Source organism: Vibrio aphrogenes, from assembly GCF_002157735.2.
Taxonomy (GTDB): domain Bacteria; phylum Pseudomonadota; class Gammaproteobacteria; order Enterobacterales; family Vibrionaceae; genus Vibrio; species Vibrio aphrogenes.
Genome location: NZ_AP018689.1, coordinates 1,131,029 through 1,150,233, shown reverse-complemented (window position 1 = coordinate 1,150,233; position 19,205 = coordinate 1,131,029). Strand labels below are relative to the sequence as shown.

The following is a 19,205-nucleotide window of genomic DNA, read 5'->3' as shown; positions in this document are numbered from 1 at the left end:
CCTCACTAGTAATTCAGCGGTATCTCTGCCAGTTTTAAACCGACATTGTTAGGGTAAATAAGATACTCACCATGATATTTCACAATCGACTTATAATCGGTTTGTTTATGCAATAAGAAACCTTGAGCTGTCGCCTCTTCGATAAACGCGGCATGATTACCCCGAACATAAAAGCTCATCGGGCGGTGCAATAATTCTCCATCGAAACAATCATCACATTGCTTTGCACACAACACGAAGGAGTTGGGTTGATCAGCAAAAATCTGCGTCTTTTCTGTCAATTCAAACTCATTGACGACTTCCCAACCCTTATTTTCCATATGGTCCATAAAGGCTTCAATATCGGCATCTTTAATCGGCTTTAATTCGCCATCTTTTGGAAGAAACTGCTGATATAATCTTGAAATGCGCTCAAATGTAGCAAGCAGCTCACTGCCAGCCCCTTTACTACGACTCATTTTTTGCCAACCAATCAGATCCTCTTTGACACAACGATCAAATTCTTGGCTTTTGAGGCTTTTGGTTACCCAACGAGCAATAAAATGCGTATTCGTGATGGGAGTGTTGGCCAGTTTGCCACTCTCATGTTGCCGTTTTAATGCTTCTAATGCCGTATTCACGACCCGCTGAATTTCTAAAGAATATTGCATCCACTCTTACTCTATCAATTTAATCTTTTTTCTATCAATGAAACACGCTTTATGCATGGCGACTTAACAACCAGTAGGAGCTCATTGAAAGCACACCACATAAAAACATACTAATGACCATTGGCCACACATAACCACTTGGTAACATCGCAATAATTGCGCTGATCACCGCGCCAGTTCCAAAACGTAAGGTGCCCGCTAAAGAGGAAGCGGTGCCTGCCATTTGTGGATAATTACTGAGCAATAACCCCATCGAGTTACTGCCTATAATAGAAATGGTACCAACAAATAAAATGACACAGGGAACAATCGCCCACAAGCCAAAATCACATAGCCAACTGATCAACAAAGCAATGGCGGCTAAAGATTGACAAGACAACCCAAAACGTAACATCCAATGTGAGCCCATTTTACGGACAGCACGACCGTTAAAGCTGGTCATTGCTACCATCCCTACTACATTTAAAGCAAATAAATAGCCAAAATATTCAGGCTTAACACCATAGATATCAATATAAACAAACGAACCTGCGGTAATAAACGCAAACATACCTGCAAATGAAAATGCACCACAGAATATCAAGCCAAATGCCACCGGGTTGGTAAATAAACGAAAATAATTACGTAGCGTGGTTTTAAAATGCAATGGCTGTTTATTTTCAGTTGCAAGTGTTTCCGGAATTTTTAGTACGACGGCTAACAAAACAATAAAGGAAACCAAAGCCAGCAACATAAAAATAGAGCGCCAACCAAACCAAACCGCTAAATGACCACCAATCATAGGAGCAAGCAAAGGGGAAATAGTAATGACTAAAGTAATAAAAGACATCGCTCGAGCAAACTCTTCTTTATTAAACATGTCTCTTACCACCGCTTGTACAATAACGGCTGCCGCGGCTCCTGCAAAACCTTGAGCAAAACGAGTATACAGTAATGCTTCAATACTGGTCGTAGTTGCACAAATCACGGAAGCAATAGCAAAGAATATAATCCCGATCATCAAAATAGGACGACGTCCATAGCTATCCGCTAATGGGCCATGCAACAATTGCCCTAACGCAAATCCTGCCGTATATGCCGTTAATGTCCCTTGCACCATGCCATGATTCACCATCAGGTCGCTGGCAATCGTTGGCATAGCAGGCAAATACATATCAATGGCAAAAGGGGTTAACAAGCCAATTGAGCCAAGAATCAAAAACAACAAAAAATTGCTCTTTGGCAAGGCAACTTGAGGCATAAAATATCCTTTTTAATTTGATACTGAATTAATATCACTATTGAATGGGTGCAGAAGTCTTTCAGAAGTGCATTTGGCAACCCGTTATAATAATTACTTAGCTTAAACAGTTTCTAGCTCGAGTACTCTTGCTGTCTAAAGCACCGTTTTATCTAGAACACTGTTTTGTCTATATCATTATTTTTTGCCTATATTACGAGTTCTACAATATTGCTATCTCGTTATACAATAGAGGCAATTTCTTCATTGGACAGGGCTCGATACTCCCCAGGTTCCAACGTTTCATCTAACTGAATACGACCAATCGATTCACGATGCAGTTGATCCACTTTATTACCCAATGCGGCAAACATACGTTTTACTTGGTGGTACTTACCTTCAGAGATAGTCAAAAGCAATTCATTGTTTGCAAAATCAACCACTTCCATCTTAGCGGGTAAGGTTAGCTCTTTTTCATTACGAAGTTGAATACCTTGGGCTAATTGATCGGCATAGTCTTCACCAATCGCATCTTCTAACCAAACTCGGTATGTTTTCTCACATTTGTGTTTTGGTGAAGTAATTCGGTGCGACCATTGACCATCATCCGTAATTAACACTAAACCTGTCGTATCCACATCTAAGCGTCCGGCAAAATGCAATTTATCCATATTGACTTCATCCAGTAATACGAATGCGGTTGGGTTATTACTGTCTTCATGCGAGCATACAAAACCTTCAGGCTTGTACAACATAAAATAACGTGGTCCAGGCATTGGAAGATAACGCTCTTGCCATTCGACACGAGATGCTTCGGTGACTTTAATTGAGGCCACTTTGACCACATTACCATCGACTGTCACTTCACCACGGCGTAATAAGATCGTAGCCTCTCTTCTTGTTACCCCTAATGTTTCACATAAAAACTTATCTAAACGCATGAATACCTCTTAATTTGCCCTTAATAGGGCGTTTATACTCTTAACATATCAGGTGGTAACTTTCTCTTTAAGGCTAATTAATCAACGCGATTAAATCCCCCACCTAAGTTAAAAGAAACAATCTGGCCATTATAAAGCTATTTACTGTATTAGTTGAGCGATTTCACCATTAAAACTAACCTTCCGCCTTTCATTACAAAGAAAGGTTATTCTAACTTCTTTATATTGAGGAATTCTCAGGCATTCAAATAAGAAATGTCTCAAAAATAATCAGGCCTTTTAAAGATGCTCCTTATTCACACCCAATCTAATTTGATTAAATTTTATACTTCATTATTATTTTGTCACAATTAACCCTTATTTTTTTATATCCTATTAACGCAATAAATAGACAATAGATTATTCACAAGGTAAATTAAGCCCCTCGACTTTCGTCTAAAATGAAACCAAAATGCCAGCCAAAAATTAAACTTTAGTCTTAGACTCTCCTTATCTCATTTTTTGACCAACAAATAAACAATATTAAATAAGTATAAATATCAAAAATTTATACTGGTCAGACCTGATTTCTTGTGAGAAATAAGATAAATTGCAAATTTATTAAGTTCGTAGCATTTTTTGAAAATTTAAATACACAAAAAAAACATTTAATAATAAAACTATTAACAACGTATCCATACATAATCGGTGCGATACAAATAATAAATAATGTGTAAGGGAAAACCATGAAAAAAACACAATATTCTCTATTAGCTCTTTCTATTGCTTTAGCCTCTCAAGTTCATGCAGCAGGTTTCCAAGTAGTAGAACACTCAGCCTCTGGATTAGGTCGCGCCTTTTCTGGTGATGGTGCTATTGGTGATAATGCGAGTGAAATGTCAGCAAACGCCGCCTCTATGATGTTATTTGATCGCGCTCAATTCTCTGGTGCTGTTTCTTACATCGACCCTGAGATTGATGTGAAAAGTAATACCTATGGTGACGAAGCGAATGACATCGCCCCTTCACAAGTCGTTCCGGCTTTTTATTATGTTCAACCAGTTAATGATAAGTGGGCATGGGGTATTGGCATGTTCACCGATTACGGTGTATCAACCGATTATCCATCAGATTTTTCTGGCGGCGATATGGCTGGGCATACCTCTTTAACCACATTTAAATTTAACCCTAATGTTGCTTATCGTCTTAACGAACAATTCAGTATTGGTGCTGGTGTGAACGTGACTTATGCCAAAGCAAAATTAGAGCGAAATGTCGGTATTGCGGGTAGCCAGCTAGGGGTACCAAGTTCAACTTCTCTATTAAAAATGGAAGGTGATGCATTTGGTTACGGTTGGAATGTCGGTGCGTTATTTGAACTTGACAAAAATAACCGTTTCTCAGCTTCATATCGCTCAGATGTCAAATTAAAATTCAAAGATGGCGACTTTACCGATGGAACTGGTCTAATAACAGGGAAACAACCGGGCTCAACCTCTAATGCTGATTTAGAAATTGAACTACCAGATATCTTAGAATTGTCGGGCTTCCATCAGCTTAATCAACAATGGGCTGTTCACTATAGCTGGCAATGGACCAATTACAGTAAGTTCTCTGAATTAAAAGCAACAAGTAATGCTTGCTCTGATGGCACTTGCTTTACTAAGTCTGAAAGCTATTCTGATAACCAACGCTGGTCAATCGGTACTACTTATGCGGTTAACGAACAATGGTTAGTGCGTGCTGGCTTTGCTTACGATGAACAAGCGGGGAAAGCAACCCTAAGTATTCCAGATACCGACCGCTACTGGTACACCGCAGGTTTAACTTACTTATGGACTCAAGATTTATCTCTTGATGCTGGTTTTGCTTATATTGACGGGAAATCAGGTAATTTCACAGAAACTGGGCTAGCAGGAAAACAAGAATTCCACTCATCTGGTCCTGCTTACATTGGTGCGATTCAGCTTAACTACGCCTTCTAATATCGGTTAGAAGTCGTCATACAAACCCACCTTCGCGGTGGGTTTTCTATTTTCGAGTCAATTAATCCCCACCAAAGTCGAGCCACGAGAAACGAAGTACCCAAGATTCGATAAACGCTCTAGCATTTCCCTGCCAACCCGATTATCCTCTGAATTCCATTTTATTACCTGATTTCTGATGTTCACACTCCGCCCTTATCAAGCCGACTCGGTTAAAGCCGTCATTCATTATTTTCGTCATCACAACGACCCTGCCGTCATCGTATTGCCAACCGGTGCAGGTAAAAGCCTAGTCATCGCTGAGTTGGCTCGTTTGGCCAAAGGCCGAGTGTTAATGTTGACCCACGTTAAAGAACTGGTTGAACAAAACCATGCCAAGTATGAAAGTTACTCAACAGACGATCGCCCACTCAAAGGCAGTATTTTCTCAGCTGGATTAGGCCGTAAAGAAACCGATGAAAAAGTGGTCTTTGCCTCTGTACAATCGGTTGTGAGAAATCTAGAGGCTTTTGCTAATCAATTTTCATTATTAGTGATCGATGAATGCCATCGCGTACCTGATAACCCCAAAAGCAGTTACCGTAAAGTGATTGCACATCTACAAACCGTCAATCCAGGCATCAAGATCCTTGGTTTAACCGCAACCCCCTATCGCTTAGGAATGGGTTGGATATACCAATATCAAGTCCGTGGTAAATCAGGCCAAGTACGCTCACAAGAGCCGAGATTTTTTCGAGATTGTATCTTTGAACTGCCAATCCAATATCTCTTAGACGAAGGGTATTTAACACCAGCACGTATGATAGATGCCCCGGTGCTCAGTTATGATTTTTCCAATTTAAAGCCCGCATTAGCCGGGCGATATAAAGAAGCAGATTTAGACTTAGTCATTGAACAATCCAAACGAGCTACCCCGCAAATAGTACAACAAGTCATTGAACTTTCTAAAGAAAGACAAGGCATCATGATTTTTGCGGCTACCGTTCGCCACGCACAAGAGATTTTAAGCTTATTGCCACCCTCTCAAGCGGCACTTGTCATTGGGGACACACACCAAAAAGAACGAGATCAAATCATTAATGACTTTAAAACTCGTCAAATAAAATATTTAGTCAATGTGTCTGTTCTAACGACCGGCTTTGATGCCCCACACGTTGATTTAATCGCGATATTACGCCCCACTGAATCCGTCAGCTTATACCAACAAATTATTGGTCGAGGCTTACGTTTGGCGGAAAATAAACAAGAGTGCTTAGTATTAGATTATGCGGGTAATCAATACGATTTATATCAGCCAGAAGTGGGAGAAACAAAACCTGACCCAACAAGTGACAGCGTCACGATCCCTTGTCCGGCTTGTGGGTTTAATAATACCTTCTGGGGAAAATTAGATAATAACGGCATGTTAATCGAACATTACGGTCGCCGCTGCCAAGGCTACTTTGAAGTCCTAAATGAACAAGACCTTCCTACTGGTGAGCGTGAACATTGTGATTACCGCTTTAAAGCTAAATTTTGCTCTGAATGTGGCGCAGATAATGACATTGCAGCACGAATTTGCCATCAATGTGATGCCACTTTAGTCGATCCTGATAAAAAACTGCGTGATGCCCTAAACCTCAAAGATGCCCTGGTGTTTGAATGCAAAGATATGAACCTTCAGGTCTACAAAAATCAAGATGGTAAATCACAACTCAAAGTGACCTATTCTGGTGAAAGTAATGATGAGCAATCTGCCGCCTTGGTACATGAATTTTGGACACTCACGACTAAGAAGCAAAAGCAAAGATTTGCTGAACAATTTGTTCGCCCTCACCTTGCAGATCGCCATCGTCCATTTGAGCATAGTACTCCCACTCAAGTGGCTAATAATCAACATCGCTTCCGTTTACCCTTATTTATTATTGCTCGGAAATCAGGCCGATTTTGGAAAATTCGCGATAAAATCTTTTCTGATGAGTTAAATTAAATGAAATCCCCTGATATCACGTTATTTTTTATTGATGAAACCGACGTTGAATGATAGTATCCGCGCTCGTTTCAATGCTTTAATCTTTTAAAGTGATTGGAACAACGATTAATCACTAGGTCGCTATGTGATTAAACATCTTTTAATTTACTAATTTGAGAGTAAATACTATGAAATTTGAAGCAGTAGTACGTACTGAACTAGGTAAGGGTGCGAGCCGCCGCCTACGTCTAGCTGGCCAATTCCCAGCAATCGTTTACGGTGGTGAAGCAGCACCTGTTTCTATCGCTCTAGACCACGACGAAATCATCAACCAAATGGACAAGCCTGCGTTCTACGAAGGCATCACTCTAGTGGTTGACGGTCAAGAGATCAAAGTGAAACCACAAGATGTTCAACGTCACGCGTTTAAGCCAAAAGTTGAGCACATGGACTTCATCCGTATCTAATTCTTCTACCAAAGAATTTATCTCGGATAAATCCACCTTTTGCATAACATTGAATTCGACTTTACCAATCGAAACTCAATAAAAATTAGAAAGCCCGATGCTACCAACATCGGGCTTTCGCCTTTTTATCATTATATTAATTAACCCCATCTCCCCAATTAGCCCTATCTCCCCATTTCTCTCTTATCATTCCCCAAAATGGTCTAAATCCAATCTGCATTTAAGTTAAAACATTTAAATTTGCATAAAATTTCGGCTCACTTCAAATTTAGTATCTATACTCGTTTTAGTTAGCTCTATCCCATCCAGTCAAAGAAGGAGATTCTTATGGCATCTTTAGATAGTAAATACGTTAACTTTAGTGAAGATCATGAACTCAATAGCTGCTTACGACATGCAGGATTACGGCAAACAGCTGATAATCGCAAAAAGTTACAAGCATTAGGTGCAGAGACCAAAGCTCGATTAGATAAAAAGCGACTCAGTCATGATGATTTATATGGCGCCATTGATATGTGTAAAAGTGATTTCGAGTAAGTTATCGAAAAGACTTTACGCACATCATTAATATGAGAAGTTGATAAGAGTGGCGTTGGCTGTTGGCGCGCCACTTTAAATTAGTAATCCGATTTAAGTTAGTGATCCGGTTTAAGTTGGTGTGCTACTTTAAGATGGTGCGTCACTTTAAAAAGAATCTAAAATAAATCTCCTTGTGGTGATTCATCCGAGTCTTCTAGTTGCTGAACCGGAATATTGTGCTGACGCATTGCCAGTCGTTTTCGATAATAACGCTGTTTACACAATTTAATGATGTGCCGTTGTTGTGCCGGAGTGAAGTTCAGCCAGTTAAATCTTTCTTCTCGTTTACGCATGCAGCCTTTGCAATACCCTTTTTCGTCGACGCTACATACACCAACACATGGACTGGGCACCGTAAAAAACTCTAACTGCTCCATACGTCCTCCATCCATCAAGAAAGTGATTAACTTGTTATACCTAATTGAAAAATAGCTGTAAATCATTTCATACGTCAAGAAATATAAACAGTGAGGTTAGCATCAACTAATTGAATTTAATGTTTATCCTTATTATTTTTGGTAATATTAGCCCACAACTATACTGATGGAGTTATTTATGAAAAAGCTGATCACAGCATTGACTGTTCCTATGTTACTTGCAGCATGTTCAACAACTGCAGATAAGGCAGCCTTTGTAAAACCAACGGATCTTCAACATCACCATTGGGTTTTAGCTAAAATTGACGGTAAAGACGTAGTTAAAGCTGAAAACGGTGCACAAGCTGACTTAGAAATTGGCGAGAACTTAAATTCTCATGGTAATGCTGGCTGTAATGGTTTCCGCGGTGTAGCTGAAATTAACCCAGAAAATGGTCAATTCCGCATTGAGAAAATGGCCATGACGATGAAAATGTGTATGGGCGATGCCATGACGACTGAGCGTGCAGTATCAAGCACTTTATCAGCGTGGAGCACTATCGATCTTCAAAAAGACACGCTAACACTATCAAACGACCAACATACTTTGACTTATACATTAAGTGATTGGGTAAACTAATCCGGTTAATAGTCTAGTATTTTGACTTGAAGTTGCAGCCTTAGACGCTGCAACTTTTTTATTGTCTCTTCTTACCTATTCACACTAACCCAACACATTTTACTTCTTCTCTCTGCTTCTTCTCTCTGTTTCTTATTTCTGCTTCTTCTCTCCGATTTTAAATTTTCTTTTTATTCTCTTAACCAGATAACAAAAATAACCCTCTCATCAAGTACATCTGAGCAAAATTTCAGTATAGAATAAGCACACTATCAAATGGAGTTTGACTGTGTTGAAATACAGCATTATTGCTTTACTGGCTTTTATTTCTTATCCCTTACAGGCTTGCCAAATTATTCAGTCTTCCGTCAAAGATGAATATTACATTGGTGAAAGTTGCCCACTCATTCCATTAACAACGGAACACAATAGCAACACGAATACGGTGTATTTCGTTCAATATTTGTTTGCCAACAACTTTTATACGTATGTGGATATCAAAGGTGTAATCCAAAATAAACTGACCTTCCCTATCGCAAACCAACCGTTTAATCATGGTTATAGGATGATGGTAGGCCCTTTGAGCCTTGATGATGCCAAATACGTTCAATCACGGTTACAAGCGCTCAATTATCCTGACGCTTTAATTAAATCCTATACACCGCAAACGCCGCAGCAAGCGTTATCCTTACCTCAGCTTTCCTCATCAATGCCTCCAGCCGCTCTCGACAATACCTTAACCTATCCCGATATGACACCAGTCTATTCTCTGGGTGGTTATATGGCCTTATTGCCCACTTATCATGATGATTATCAAGGAAAAGTAACAAAGTATAATCAAAGAAACCTTGGTAGCTTTACTTATCAACAAGCCCGAGCGGTATGCAGCTCAGCAAATAGCCGCATTGCCAATGAACAAGATTATAATGTGATATTGTCCAATACTGGCTTTATGATGAAATACGCGGTGAAATCTCAATTCTGGCTCACCCCGTCACAAACCATTACTCGTATCCACAATCAAGTGATCACTCGCAAACAAAATCCAAGCGCTCACTTTAACGTGATCTGTATTACCAAGTAACCGCTTGAATATGTTTACAATGAGCCCACGATCATCAATAACGATAATAGTGAGCTCATTCCCTAAATAACTACCAAATACTTATTGATTAAAACGCTGACGTAATGTTTTCGCTGCGGCCACCATATTCTTTAACGATGCTTCGGTTTCAGGCCAGTTACGGGTTTTCAAGCCACAATCTGGATTCACCCATAATCGCTCAACGGGAATTTTCTTGGCGGCGCTTTCCAATAATTGCAAGATCCATTCTTGAGTTGGTATGTTCGGTGAGTGAATGTCATAGACTCCAGGTCCAATTTCATTCGGGTAATTAAACTCTTCGAATGCTTTTAATAATTCCATATTGGAGCGCGAGGTTTCAATGGTGATCACATCGGCATCCAACGCTGCCACTGAATCAATAATTTCATTAAACTCGCTATAACACATATGGGTATGGATCTGGGTTTCTGGTTTAGCAATTGCAGCAGAGAGTTTAAACGCTTCTACTGCCCACTCAAGATAGGCTTGATGATCGCGTTGTTTCAACGGTAAACCCTCACGAATTGCAGGCTCATCAATTTGAATAATATTGATACCTGCATTTTGTAAATCATCCACTTCATCACGTAAAGCAAACGCCAACTGTTGGGCAATCTCTTTACGAGTAATGTCTTCACGAGGAAAGGTCCAGCATAAAATAGTAACCGGCCCGGTCAACATACCTTTTATTTGTTTTGCCGTTAGGGATTGCGCATACACCGACCAATCGACGGTTATGGGATGTTCACGCTCAATATCAGCAACCACAATCGCCGGTTTAACACAGCGCGAGCCATAACTTTGTACCCAACCAAAGCGCGTCACTTGAAAACCAGCCAGATTCTCCGCAAAGTATTCCACCATGTCGTTACGTTCAGCTTCACCGTGAACCAAAACATCTAAGTCCAACGCTTCTTGACGCTTAACGGCGTCTTGAATATGCCCTTTTAAAGCCTGTTCATAATCGGTTGCCGTAAGTTCACCGGCACGAAAAGCACTACGTTGTTGACGAATATCAGCGGTTTGTGGGAATGAACCTATGGTTGTAGTAGGTAATAACGGTAGCCCCAACACTTCCGCTTGATGATGAGCACGCTCGACATACGGCGCACTACGATTGATCAACTGGCGAGTGAACGATTGCAGACGAGCTTGTACTGACGCTTTATGGACATGCTTTGCCGTTAAACGCGCTTTAATCGGTTGGCTGTAAGCTTCACACGCGGCAATGGCATGAGTATTACCGTCGAGTGCTGCTCCCAATAAGCTCACTTCATTCAGTTTTTGTTTAGCAAACGCAAACCAACTTTTGACCTCTTCCGTTAATTCAGTTTCAAGCTCTAAGTCCATAGGACTATGCAATAACGAACAAGAACTGGCGAGCCATAATTTATCACCACGTTGTGCTTTTACTGGTTGCAGTTTCTCAAGCCACGATTGGAGATCCGCACGCCATACATTGCGGCCATTAATCACCCCTACCGACAATACCCAATCTTGCGGAATCGCATTATTCACTGCATCGAGCTGCTGAGGCGCGGCAGAAAGATCAATGTGCAACCCATCCACCGGCAATTCGATAATTTGACTTAGATTGTCTTCCACTGAATCAAAATAGCTAGTGAGCAATAGCTTCACATCGCCCGCTAAGATTTGATAAGCCAACTTAAAAGCACCGGACCATTTATCCTCTAACTCGAGGCTTAAAATAGGTTCATCAATTTGTACCCATTCAACCCCCAAAGCGGCTAATTTGCTTAAAATTGCTTGATAAGCAGGTAACAAACGGGCCAATAAAGACAGGCGATCAAAGCCATTGTTGACCTCTTCTTCATTGACTTCTTTACCTAGGTATAAATAGCTCAGTGGTCCAAGTAGAACGGGCTTAACTTTATGTCCCGCTTGAATGGCTTGACTGACTTCATCAAATAGTTGTGGCCAACTGACTTGAAAACTGTCGTCTTGACGAAACTCCGGCACAATATAGTGATAGTTGGTATTAAACCATTTGGTCATATCACAAGCCGCTGCATTAGCTGACTCGTCATGCCCAACCCCACAGCCACACTGACTCGACTCGGTGTTAGTGTGCTCACGATTGATTTGTTCTGTATTAACCGATTGACCTCGCGCCATTTTAAATAAAGTATCTAAATTGGGGAAACCGCCATTGGAATGACGCGCCGGTACATGCCCGAGTAACAAACTGGTGGTTAACACATGGTCATACCAAGCAAAATCACCCGCAGTGACATAGCTTAACCCACTGACAGCTTGATCCTTCCAATGCCGACTGCGCAACTCCGTACCAACTTGCTTAAGTTCCTTTTGCGTTATCTCTCCTTTCCAAAATTGTTCTTGAGCAAACTTTAATTCACGCTTTTCACCAATGCGTGGGTAGCCAAGAATATGAGTCGTTGTTTTTGAATGATTGGTCATGTCGATATCCTTATTTTATAAACGGCACACGGCGCTTTCGCTGTTGGATCACCTCGCTTTTACTTCTCGAAGAAATCCATCTAGATGGCCAAATCATTACGTTTTGCTCAGCTAGGAGCAATGTCTAATCATTCACATTGATTATGAATTTATTTCAATTCAACTGACTTTTAAAATAAAAATAGACGTCTAGACGTTTACAAATGGGGTTTTCCGGCGTAGTTTATGAATAAATCTAAAGGAATAATTTTCATCATGAGGATGAATAATGATAGAGATAAAGCATTTAAGGACAATTAGCGTATTGCGTGATACTGGCTCATTAACGGCAACCGCAACTTCATTGCACCTAACGCAATCAGCGCTGTCACACCAATTAAAAGACCTAGAATCTCGCATAGGCGGTAAACTGTTTTTACGTAAAACTCGGCCGATTAAATTTACTCAAGAAGGGACGATTTTACTTCAGTTAGCTGATGAAGTGCTGCCTAAAATAGCCAGAGCAGAAAATGACATTGCCAGTTTAAAAGAAGATGTGAATGGACGTTTGCACATGGCGATAGAGTGTCACTCATGTTTTCAATGGTTGATGCCAGCATTGAAAGAATACCAAATCGCTTGGCCAAGTGTGGCTTTAGATTTTTCTTCAGGTTTTGGGTTTGAACCTTTACCCGCTTTAGTTTCTGGCGATCTTGATTTAGTGATCACATCGGATATTCAGCCTCGCTCAGAAGTGCATTACGAACCTTTATTTGATTTTGAAATGCGCCTCATCACCGCCACTAATCACCCTCTTGCGGATAAAACCGTGATTGAACCTCAAGATTTAGCCACTCAAACCATGCTCTCTTATCCTGTGCAAAAGCAACGCCTAGATGTAGTAAAACATTTTTTGCAACCCGCCGGTATTGAGCCTGCAAAATGGAAGCAAGCCGACAATACCCTGATGTTAGTACAAATGGTCTCGGCTGGATTAGGGGTGGCCGCCCTCCCAAACTGGGCAATCAGCGAATTTTCTCGCCAAGGATTAATCACCAGTAAACCATTAGGTAAAGGGTTATGGCGTCGCTTATTTGCCGCCACAAGACATGCGGAAAAAGAAAAACGTTACTTACAGGCCTTCTTCAGCACCGCTAAACTGCAGTGCCAAAGTCATTTAGATGGGATAAAAAGTCCCTAGTTCCTGGTTCCTGGTTCCTGGTTCCTGGTTCCTGGTTCCTGGTTCCTGGTTCCTGGTTCCTGGTTCCTGGTTCCTGGTTCCTGGTTCCTGGTTCCTGGTTCCTGGTTCCTGGTTCCTGGTTCCTGGTTCCTGGTTCCTGGTTCCTGGTTCCTGGTTCCTGGTTCCTGGTTCCTGGTTCCTGGTTCCTGGTTCCTGGTTCCTGGTTCCTGGTTCCTGGTTCCTGGAGGACAGTTTTCCGTGACAACCATATTAAAGCAAGTAAGGTGTCTATTTTTATTACTGTAAATATTAAGTACCTACCCCTAGGAACTAGGAACCAGACCCTAGAAACCCGCTTTTCTTCACCTCGCCTTAAACTGATTGGTTAAAGGATCGTATTGATAACCTAACACATCAAGTTTACCGACCAAATCTTCAACATCCATTTCATACATGGTGACGAGTTCATCAAAGCTGTCACATTCGAGTCTGAGCTTTTCGTTAACAATACCTAGTAAAATAACGCTATCCCAACGTTGAATATTACTCAAGTCCATGCGTCTACTCCTTATGAAGAAATACCTTCATTAAGCGTAGTTCGAGTTAACGTAAAACTCTGTGATAGAGGATAAAAAGTCACCGCTTTTCATCCTAATCATTTCAGCCTTGTCACAGTTGAAATTAAAATAGCAGCGCGGCAAAACCAACCATCGCCACAAAGCTCAAGCAAAAACCTAATGCTGGTTTCCATTTAGTGATGGTTTGCTGTGTGAAGATATGCCAACTTGATCCTAGGATGCCAAGCAAAATTAAAGCAAAACAACCGACTAACCACCACACAATTTGATGAAGATAGTTCAAACTGTATTGCTGGGTTTGCCACAAGACGGCAAGACTAATCAGCATCGCTCCGACAATTCCCACTACAGGTAATAGACGATGAAAAGCTTGTAAGCGGGTACGAGCAAAGGTCAATAAAATATGACTTAGTCCAGCCCCTAAAAATACAATACTGAATAAAATAAATAACCCTTGCGGACGTTCACTACCAAGAATAAAGAAGATGGTGAAAGCGGCCGCCAAGCCAAGAGCTACTTGTAATAACCAAATCGGTCCAGAATCGCGTGTTTTACTCACTTTTACCTGAGAGAAGAAAGCAAGAATCACCACGCCAATTGAAGCCAAAGGCCAATACAGAGGGCTTATTGCTAACCATAATGCGCCAATTACCGGTAATTGTTTATGAATACGGCCACGTTGCCCAGGGCAAATTTCACCTTTAAGCAGCACCATTAATAAAACGCATTGAGCCCCAAGTAACATGGGGGGAATAACATTAAGCAAGTAAGAATACATGGTAATAACACATCAACTGAATAAGAAAAGTGGCGCGCATTCTAACAAAATATCCGCCAATGATCTTGATTAAAAGCCATTAACCCAACACAAGAGCTGGGTTAATTTGAATCTCGAACAAATGGAAACGGTTATAATGCCTTACAAACACTGGCGACTAATTTATCAATACCCGATTTCGCTTGTATGAGGTTGTCCGCCAACATGTACGCAGGTGTCGTAACCACTTTATAGTGTTCATCAATCGTGATCTCATTAACTTGGCATTCCACATGCTTGCCTCCTAATGAAGTAATCACCGCTGCCGTTTCAGGGTCATGACCGATCGTACATTTCACGCCTTCAAATACTTTAGGTAATAACACTGGCGCAATGCACATATAACCTGCAATTTTTCCCGCAGCATAAAAAGCTTTCATGGTTTTCGCTACGCAAGGCAACACATCAAACTCAGCGCCTTTAAAAGCCAATGAAGAAAGGTTTTTCGCGACCCCAAAACCACCGGTCATGATCAAGCCATCGTATTGGGAGACATCAAGCTCGGCAATATCTTTCACCTTACCACGCACAATACGTGCCGCTTCTTGTAGTACATTACGTGAACCGGATTGCTCTTCTCCTGTCAGGTGGTCCAACACATGGGCTTGTTCAATATTAGGAGCAAAGCACTGATAGCCGACACTTTGTTCTTCAAGGGCTAACAAGGTCAACACAACCTCATTAATTTCCGATCCATCAAAAACGCCACATCCTGCTAAAATTACCGCCACTTGTTTTGACATGAAAACTCCTTGATTGTCGATTAAACCCCTATAATCATAGGGCTATGAGATAAAAAATAGTTTCTTTAATCCTAGTCGATCTAGCTTGAAGTCTGTATACTTTGGCATCCCAAATTTGAGGTGAATTTATGTACAGCAACATCCAACTTACCAGCAAGCCAACACCGATTAACCAATATCCAAAATATTGGGCTGAGTGTTTCGGACCTGCGCCTTTCCTACCCACGAGCCGTAAAGAAATGGATGCACTCGGTTGGGACAGTTGTGATGTCATCATCGTCACTGGTGATGCTTATGTCGATCATCCAAGTTTTGGTATGGCCATCATTGGTCGTTTGTTAGAAGCACAAGGTTTCCGGGTCGGCATTATTGCACAACCTAAATGGGACAATAAAAACGACTTTATGAAGCTCGGTAAACCCAATTTATTTTTTGGGATCACTGCCGGTAACATGGATTCCATGATCAACCGTTATACCGCGGATAGAAAGCTGCGTCATGACGATGCCTACACACCAAATAACGAAGGTGGCAAACGTCCAGATCGCGCAACGCTGGTGTATTCACAACGTTGCCGTGAAGCCTATAAAGAAACCCCTATTGTACTGGGTGGTATTGAAGCGAGTCTGCGTCGCATCGCACATTATGATTATTGGTCAGATAAAGTCCGTCGCTCTGTGTTGTTTGATGCCAAAGCCGATATTCTGCTTTTTGGTAACGCAGAACGCGCCTTGGTTGAAGTGGCTCATCGCCTTGCCAATCAAGAACCGATCAGTGAAATGACTAACATTCGCGGTACTGCGGTCAATTTACCTGCTGCCCCTGAACATTACACCATTATCGATTCATCACGCATTGAGAAACCAAGCAAAGCGGTCTTTGTGCCAGTCAATCCCTATGAAGTGGAAAGCAACTGCGATACTCAATCTAAAGACCAACAAGCTGAAGATGCTGCAAATAACGCTGCGCAAGCAATCGAGATTCAACCTCAACCGATTAAACTTGAACGTAAGCCTCGTCACGATTCAAAAAGTACCGCTGTACGTTTGCCGCCCTTTGAAAAATTAAACAATGACCGAATTTTATATGCTCACGCCAGCCGTGTAATGCATTTAGAAACCAACCCGTATTCTGGCCGTGCTTTGATTCAAAAACATGGTGACCGTGAGTTATGGGTTAACCAAGCACCAATTCCATTATCTACTGAAGAAATGGATTTCGTGTTTGGGCTCCCTTACGCACGTAGACCGCACCCAATGTACGGCAAAGCCAAAATTCCGGCTTATGACATGATCAAAACTTCGGTCAACATCATGCGTGGCTGTTTTGGTGGTTGTTCTTTCTGTTCAATTACCGAGCACGAAGGTCGTATTATTCAAAACCGTTCTCAAGAATCGATTTTGACCGAGTTAGAAGAAATTCGCGACAAAGTACCCGGTTTTACTGGCACTATTTCGGATCTTGGTGGCCCAACTGCCAACATGTATCGCTTAGGCTGTTCCGATCCTAAAGCAGAAGCTAACTGTCGTCGTCCTTCTTGTGTGTTCCCGGGGATCTGTAACAAGCTCGATACCGACCACCAGCACACTATCGATTTATACCGTGCGGCGCGTAAAGTCCCTGGGATTAAAAAAGTGATGATCGCCTCTGGTGTACGTTACGATTTAGCGATTGAGTCTCCAGAATATGTCAAAGAATTAGTGACCCACCACGTGGGCGGTTACTTGAAAATTGCCCCTGAACATACTGAAAAAGGCCCACTCAATAAAATGATGAAACCGGGTATGGGCACCTATGACAAATTCAAGCAAATGTTTGAAAAATACAGTGCGGAAGCCGGTAAAAAGCAATATCTCATTCCTTACTTTATTTCAGCGCATCCGGGGACTGAAGATGAGGACATGCTCAACTTAGCATTGTGGCTAAAGAGCAATAATTTTGAGTGTGATCAGGTACAAAACTTCTACCCATCACCCATGTGTAATGCGACGTCTATGTATTACTCAGAAACCAACCCTCTAAAACGGGTGAAGTACAAACAACGTGAAGATGTGCCCGTTGCTAAAGGGGAACGTCAACGTCGCTTGCATAAAGCTCTATTACGTTATCATGACCCGCTTAACTGGCCATTGATCCGTGAAGCACTGATCAATATGGGGAAAAAACACTTAATTGGTGATAAGCCGAGCTGTTTAGTCCCGGCTGAAGATGCCGTTGATGCTCTTACCCCAGCGCAACGCCGTAAATCGGGCCGTCATGGTGCAAATCGTTTTGCGACCAAACACACTGGAGCAAAAGGTCAACCGGGCTTAGGTGGCGAACGTTCACAAGGTAATCGCTCTAATAATAATGGCCACAAAAACGGTGCCCCACAAAACAACGGCAATAAAAAGCCCACTGGCGGTAACCGTAAACCGAGCGGGCAAGGTAAACCTACCACAGGGAATAAACCGGGTGGTTTTAAAGGTAAACCCAAAGGCAAGCCGGCTGGTAGTCGCGCAAGATAGTTATGGAGCGTAACTCGTATTGCGGGCGCTACACTGCTCGTTGCTTGCTGCTCGTTGCTTGAAAATGCAAAGTACTATTCGAGTGATGAGAAACAAAAGCCCCAAGTAACCTAGGAACTAGGAACTAGGAACTAGGAACTAGGAACTAGGAACTAGGAACTATACCTTCACATTTAATTATGAAATTAGCCAACACCCCTATTACTCAACACACCATCAACGGTCATCCTTTCTACTTAAAACGGGATGACCTGCTCCACCCCGAGTTTTCAGGTAATAAAGCTCGCAAATTTATGGCGTTGTTAGAAGGCGACTATCCCAATATCACCACCTTAATTGGTTATGGTTCGCCCCAAGCTAATTCACTTTATAGCCTCGCCGCCTTAGCCAAATTAAAAGGCTGGCAGCTGGAATTTTATGTGTCACACATTCCAAGCTGGCTTAAACAAAACCCAGTTGGTAATTATCAAGCTGCGCTCAATCTTGGCGCGAATATCATTGATATGGCCTCGATGAGTCACGATCTTCACCCTACTGACTATATTCAATCGATTAGAAAACCCGATGAAACTTGCTTGAGCGTACCGGAAGGTGGCCGTAGCGCCATTGCAGAAATGGGTATTAAGCAGCTGGCACAAGAGATTCTAGATTGGTATCAACAACAAAAGCTTGAAAGCCTCACCGTGGCCCTACCCTCAGGTACTGGAACAACAGCAGTATTTCTCAATAAATACCTTGCTCCACATAACATTGAGGTAGTGACGTGTGCTTGTGTTGGTGGTAACGATTATCTTATTGAGCAATTTCAAGAACTGGTGCCAAGTTTACATTCGTATTGTGAACATCCCACTATCTTACAAACCGACTTAAAACCTAAGCACCATTTTGGCAAACTCTACCCAGCCGATTATCAAACTTGGTTGGATCTTAGCCTGCAAACCGGTGTGGAATTTGACCTACTTTACGACCCTTACATGTGGCAATGTTTACAACCTTGGTTGGAACACAACCCAAACAAGCCACTGATGTATATTCATCAAGGCGGCTTGCTGGGTAATGTGAGTATGGAAAAACGCTATCAGCGTAAATTGGGTTAATGGGGTTAATTTAT

Annotated in this window: 17 protein-coding genes; 9 read left to right on the top strand and 8 right to left on the bottom strand. The window is 41.7% G+C overall.

Annotated features, from left to right (window positions below):
- Positions 1-5: 5 nt before the first annotated feature.
- The 3 genes from VCA1004_RS05275 to rsuA all read right to left on the bottom strand — a co-directional run bounded on the left by VCA1004_RS05275 (position 6) and on the right by rsuA (position 2,810).
- Positions 6-650 (bottom strand): DUF2913 family protein, encoded by a 645-nt coding sequence (locus VCA1004_RS05275; protein ID WP_086984438.1) that lies wholly within the window; start codon positions 648-650, stop codon positions 6-8.
- Positions 651-699: 49 nt separating this feature from the next.
- Positions 700-1,890, bottom strand: a complete 1,191-nt coding sequence (locus tag VCA1004_RS05270; RefSeq protein WP_086984439.1) for a Bcr/CflA family multidrug efflux MFS transporter — start codon at positions 1,888-1,890, stop codon at positions 700-702.
- 221 nt (positions 1,891-2,111) lie between these two features.
- Entirely contained in the window at positions 2,112-2,810 is a 699-nt protein-coding gene (rsuA, locus tag VCA1004_RS05265; RefSeq protein ID WP_086984440.1) for a 16S rRNA pseudouridine(516) synthase RsuA, read from the bottom strand.
- A gap of 725 nt (positions 2,811-3,535) precedes the next feature.
- Between rsuA and VCA1004_RS05260 the strand changes: the two genes are divergently transcribed.
- The 4 genes from VCA1004_RS05260 to VCA1004_RS05245 all read left to right on the top strand — a co-directional run bounded on the left by VCA1004_RS05260 (position 3,536) and on the right by VCA1004_RS05245 (position 7,729).
- Entirely contained in the window at positions 3,536-4,774 is a 1,239-nt protein-coding gene (locus tag VCA1004_RS05260; RefSeq protein ID WP_086984441.1) for an outer membrane protein transport protein, read from the top strand.
- A 178-nt stretch (positions 4,775-4,952) separates the two neighbouring features.
- Entirely contained in the window at positions 4,953-6,743 is a 1,791-nt protein-coding gene (locus tag VCA1004_RS05255; RefSeq protein WP_086984442.1) for a DEAD/DEAH box helicase, read from the top strand.
- A gap of 170 nt (positions 6,744-6,913) precedes the next feature.
- On the top strand, positions 6,914-7,192 hold the full coding sequence (gene rplY / locus VCA1004_RS05250; RefSeq protein ID WP_086984443.1) for a 50S ribosomal protein L25: 279 nt from the start codon (positions 6,914-6,916) through the stop codon (positions 7,190-7,192).
- 327 nt (positions 7,193-7,519) lie between these two features.
- Positions 7,520-7,729: a hypothetical protein gene (locus VCA1004_RS05245; protein WP_086984444.1), complete on the top strand. Its 210-nt coding sequence runs from the start codon at positions 7,520-7,522 to the stop codon at positions 7,727-7,729.
- 158 nt (positions 7,730-7,887) lie between these two features.
- Here VCA1004_RS05245 and VCA1004_RS05240 read toward each other — a convergent pair whose 3' ends face one another.
- Complete coding sequence (locus tag VCA1004_RS05240; protein WP_086984445.1) at positions 7,888-8,148, bottom strand: DUF1289 domain-containing protein; 261 nt, start codon at positions 8,146-8,148, stop codon at positions 7,888-7,890.
- 166 nt (positions 8,149-8,314) lie between these two features.
- On the opposite strand from VCA1004_RS05240, the gene VCA1004_RS05235 reads away from it, so the two are divergent.
- Together VCA1004_RS05235 and VCA1004_RS05230 are read left to right on the top strand one after the other, a co-directional pair.
- Positions 8,315-8,767 carry an META domain-containing protein gene (locus VCA1004_RS05235; RefSeq protein ID WP_086984446.1) on the top strand — a complete coding sequence of 151 codons (453 nt, stop codon included), beginning with the start codon at positions 8,315-8,317 and terminating at the stop codon, positions 8,765-8,767.
- Positions 8,768-9,035: 268 nt separating this feature from the next.
- On the top strand, positions 9,036-9,830 hold the full coding sequence (locus tag VCA1004_RS05230) for a hypothetical protein (protein ID WP_086984447.1): 795 nt from the start codon (positions 9,036-9,038) through the stop codon (positions 9,828-9,830).
- 81 nt (positions 9,831-9,911) lie between these two features.
- Here VCA1004_RS05230 and metE read toward each other — a convergent pair whose 3' ends face one another.
- Positions 9,912-12,290 (bottom strand): 5-methyltetrahydropteroyltriglutamate--homocysteine S-methyltransferase, encoded by a 2,379-nt coding sequence (metE, locus tag VCA1004_RS05225; RefSeq protein WP_086984448.1) that lies wholly within the window; start codon positions 12,288-12,290, stop codon positions 9,912-9,914.
- 268 nt (positions 12,291-12,558) lie between these two features.
- Here metE and metR point away from each other — a divergent pair, with 268 nt between their 5' ends.
- The gene (gene metR / locus VCA1004_RS05220; protein ID WP_086984449.1) at positions 12,559-13,470 is read left to right on the top strand and encodes an HTH-type transcriptional regulator MetR; all 912 of its coding nucleotides are present in this window, start codon (positions 12,559-12,561) and stop codon (positions 13,468-13,470) included.
- A gap of 341 nt (positions 13,471-13,811) precedes the next feature.
- Here metR and VCA1004_RS05210 read toward each other — a convergent pair whose 3' ends face one another.
- The 3 genes from VCA1004_RS05210 to elbB all read right to left on the bottom strand — a co-directional run bounded on the left by VCA1004_RS05210 (position 13,812) and on the right by elbB (position 15,587).
- Complete coding sequence (locus tag VCA1004_RS05210; RefSeq protein ID WP_086984450.1) at positions 13,812-14,006, bottom strand: DUF4250 domain-containing protein; 195 nt, start codon at positions 14,004-14,006, stop codon at positions 13,812-13,814.
- A 124-nt stretch (positions 14,007-14,130) separates the two neighbouring features.
- Positions 14,131-14,805 carry a hypothetical protein gene (locus tag VCA1004_RS05205; RefSeq protein ID WP_126000521.1) on the bottom strand — a complete coding sequence of 225 codons (675 nt, stop codon included), beginning with the start codon at positions 14,803-14,805 and terminating at the stop codon, positions 14,131-14,133.
- Positions 14,806-14,936: 131 nt separating this feature from the next.
- Positions 14,937-15,587 carry an isoprenoid biosynthesis glyoxalase ElbB gene (gene elbB, locus VCA1004_RS05200; RefSeq protein WP_086984452.1) on the bottom strand — a complete coding sequence of 217 codons (651 nt, stop codon included), beginning with the start codon at positions 15,585-15,587 and terminating at the stop codon, positions 14,937-14,939.
- A 128-nt stretch (positions 15,588-15,715) separates the two neighbouring features.
- On the opposite strand from elbB, the gene VCA1004_RS05195 reads away from it, so the two are divergent.
- Positions 15,716-18,094, top strand: coding sequence for a YgiQ family radical SAM protein (locus VCA1004_RS05195; protein ID WP_086984453.1), 2,379 nt, complete (start codon positions 15,716-15,718; stop codon positions 18,092-18,094).
- 179 nt (positions 18,095-18,273) lie between these two features.
- Positions 18,274-19,191 (top strand): 1-aminocyclopropane-1-carboxylate deaminase/D-cysteine desulfhydrase, encoded by a 918-nt coding sequence (locus tag VCA1004_RS05190; RefSeq protein ID WP_086984454.1) that lies wholly within the window; start codon positions 18,274-18,276, stop codon positions 19,189-19,191.
- Positions 19,192-19,205 lie beyond the last annotated feature (14 nt).

Coding starts and splice junctions, on each gene's coding strand:
- elbB (WP_086984452.1), bottom strand. CDS start 15,587: ATGTCAAAACAAGTGGCGGTAATTTTAGCAGGATGTGGCGTTTTTGAT.
- VCA1004_RS05210 (WP_086984450.1), bottom strand. CDS start 14,006: ATGGACTTGAGTAATATTCAACGTTGGGATAGCGTTATTTTACTAGGT.
- metE (WP_086984448.1), bottom strand. CDS start 12,290: ATGACCAATCATTCAAAAACAACGACTCATATTCTTGGCTACCCACGC.
- VCA1004_RS05260 (WP_086984441.1), top strand. CDS start 3,536: ATGAAAAAAACACAATATTCTCTATTAGCTCTTTCTATTGCTTTAGCC.
- VCA1004_RS05190 (WP_086984454.1), top strand. CDS start 18,274: ATGAAATTAGCCAACACCCCTATTACTCAACACACCATCAACGGTCAT.
- VCA1004_RS05255 (WP_086984442.1), top strand. CDS start 4,953: ATGTTCACACTCCGCCCTTATCAAGCCGACTCGGTTAAAGCCGTCATT.
- VCA1004_RS05275 (WP_086984438.1), bottom strand. CDS start 650: ATGCAATATTCTTTAGAAATTCAGCGGGTCGTGAATACGGCATTAGAA.
- VCA1004_RS05195 (WP_086984453.1), top strand. CDS start 15,716: ATGTACAGCAACATCCAACTTACCAGCAAGCCAACACCGATTAACCAA.
- VCA1004_RS05205 (WP_126000521.1), bottom strand. CDS start 14,805: ATGTATTCTTACTTGCTTAATGTTATTCCCCCCATGTTACTTGGGGCT.
- VCA1004_RS05245 (WP_086984444.1), top strand. CDS start 7,520: ATGGCATCTTTAGATAGTAAATACGTTAACTTTAGTGAAGATCATGAA.
- VCA1004_RS05235 (WP_086984446.1), top strand. CDS start 8,315: ATGGAGTTATTTATGAAAAAGCTGATCACAGCATTGACTGTTCCTATG.
- rsuA (WP_086984440.1), bottom strand. CDS start 2,810: ATGCGTTTAGATAAGTTTTTATGTGAAACATTAGGGGTAACAAGAAGA.
- rplY (WP_086984443.1), top strand. CDS start 6,914: ATGAAATTTGAAGCAGTAGTACGTACTGAACTAGGTAAGGGTGCGAGC.
- VCA1004_RS05270 (WP_086984439.1), bottom strand. CDS start 1,890: ATGCCTCAAGTTGCCTTGCCAAAGAGCAATTTTTTGTTGTTTTTGATT.
- metR (WP_086984449.1), top strand. CDS start 12,559: ATGATAGAGATAAAGCATTTAAGGACAATTAGCGTATTGCGTGATACT.
- VCA1004_RS05240 (WP_086984445.1), bottom strand. CDS start 8,148: ATGGAGCAGTTAGAGTTTTTTACGGTGCCCAGTCCATGTGTTGGTGTA.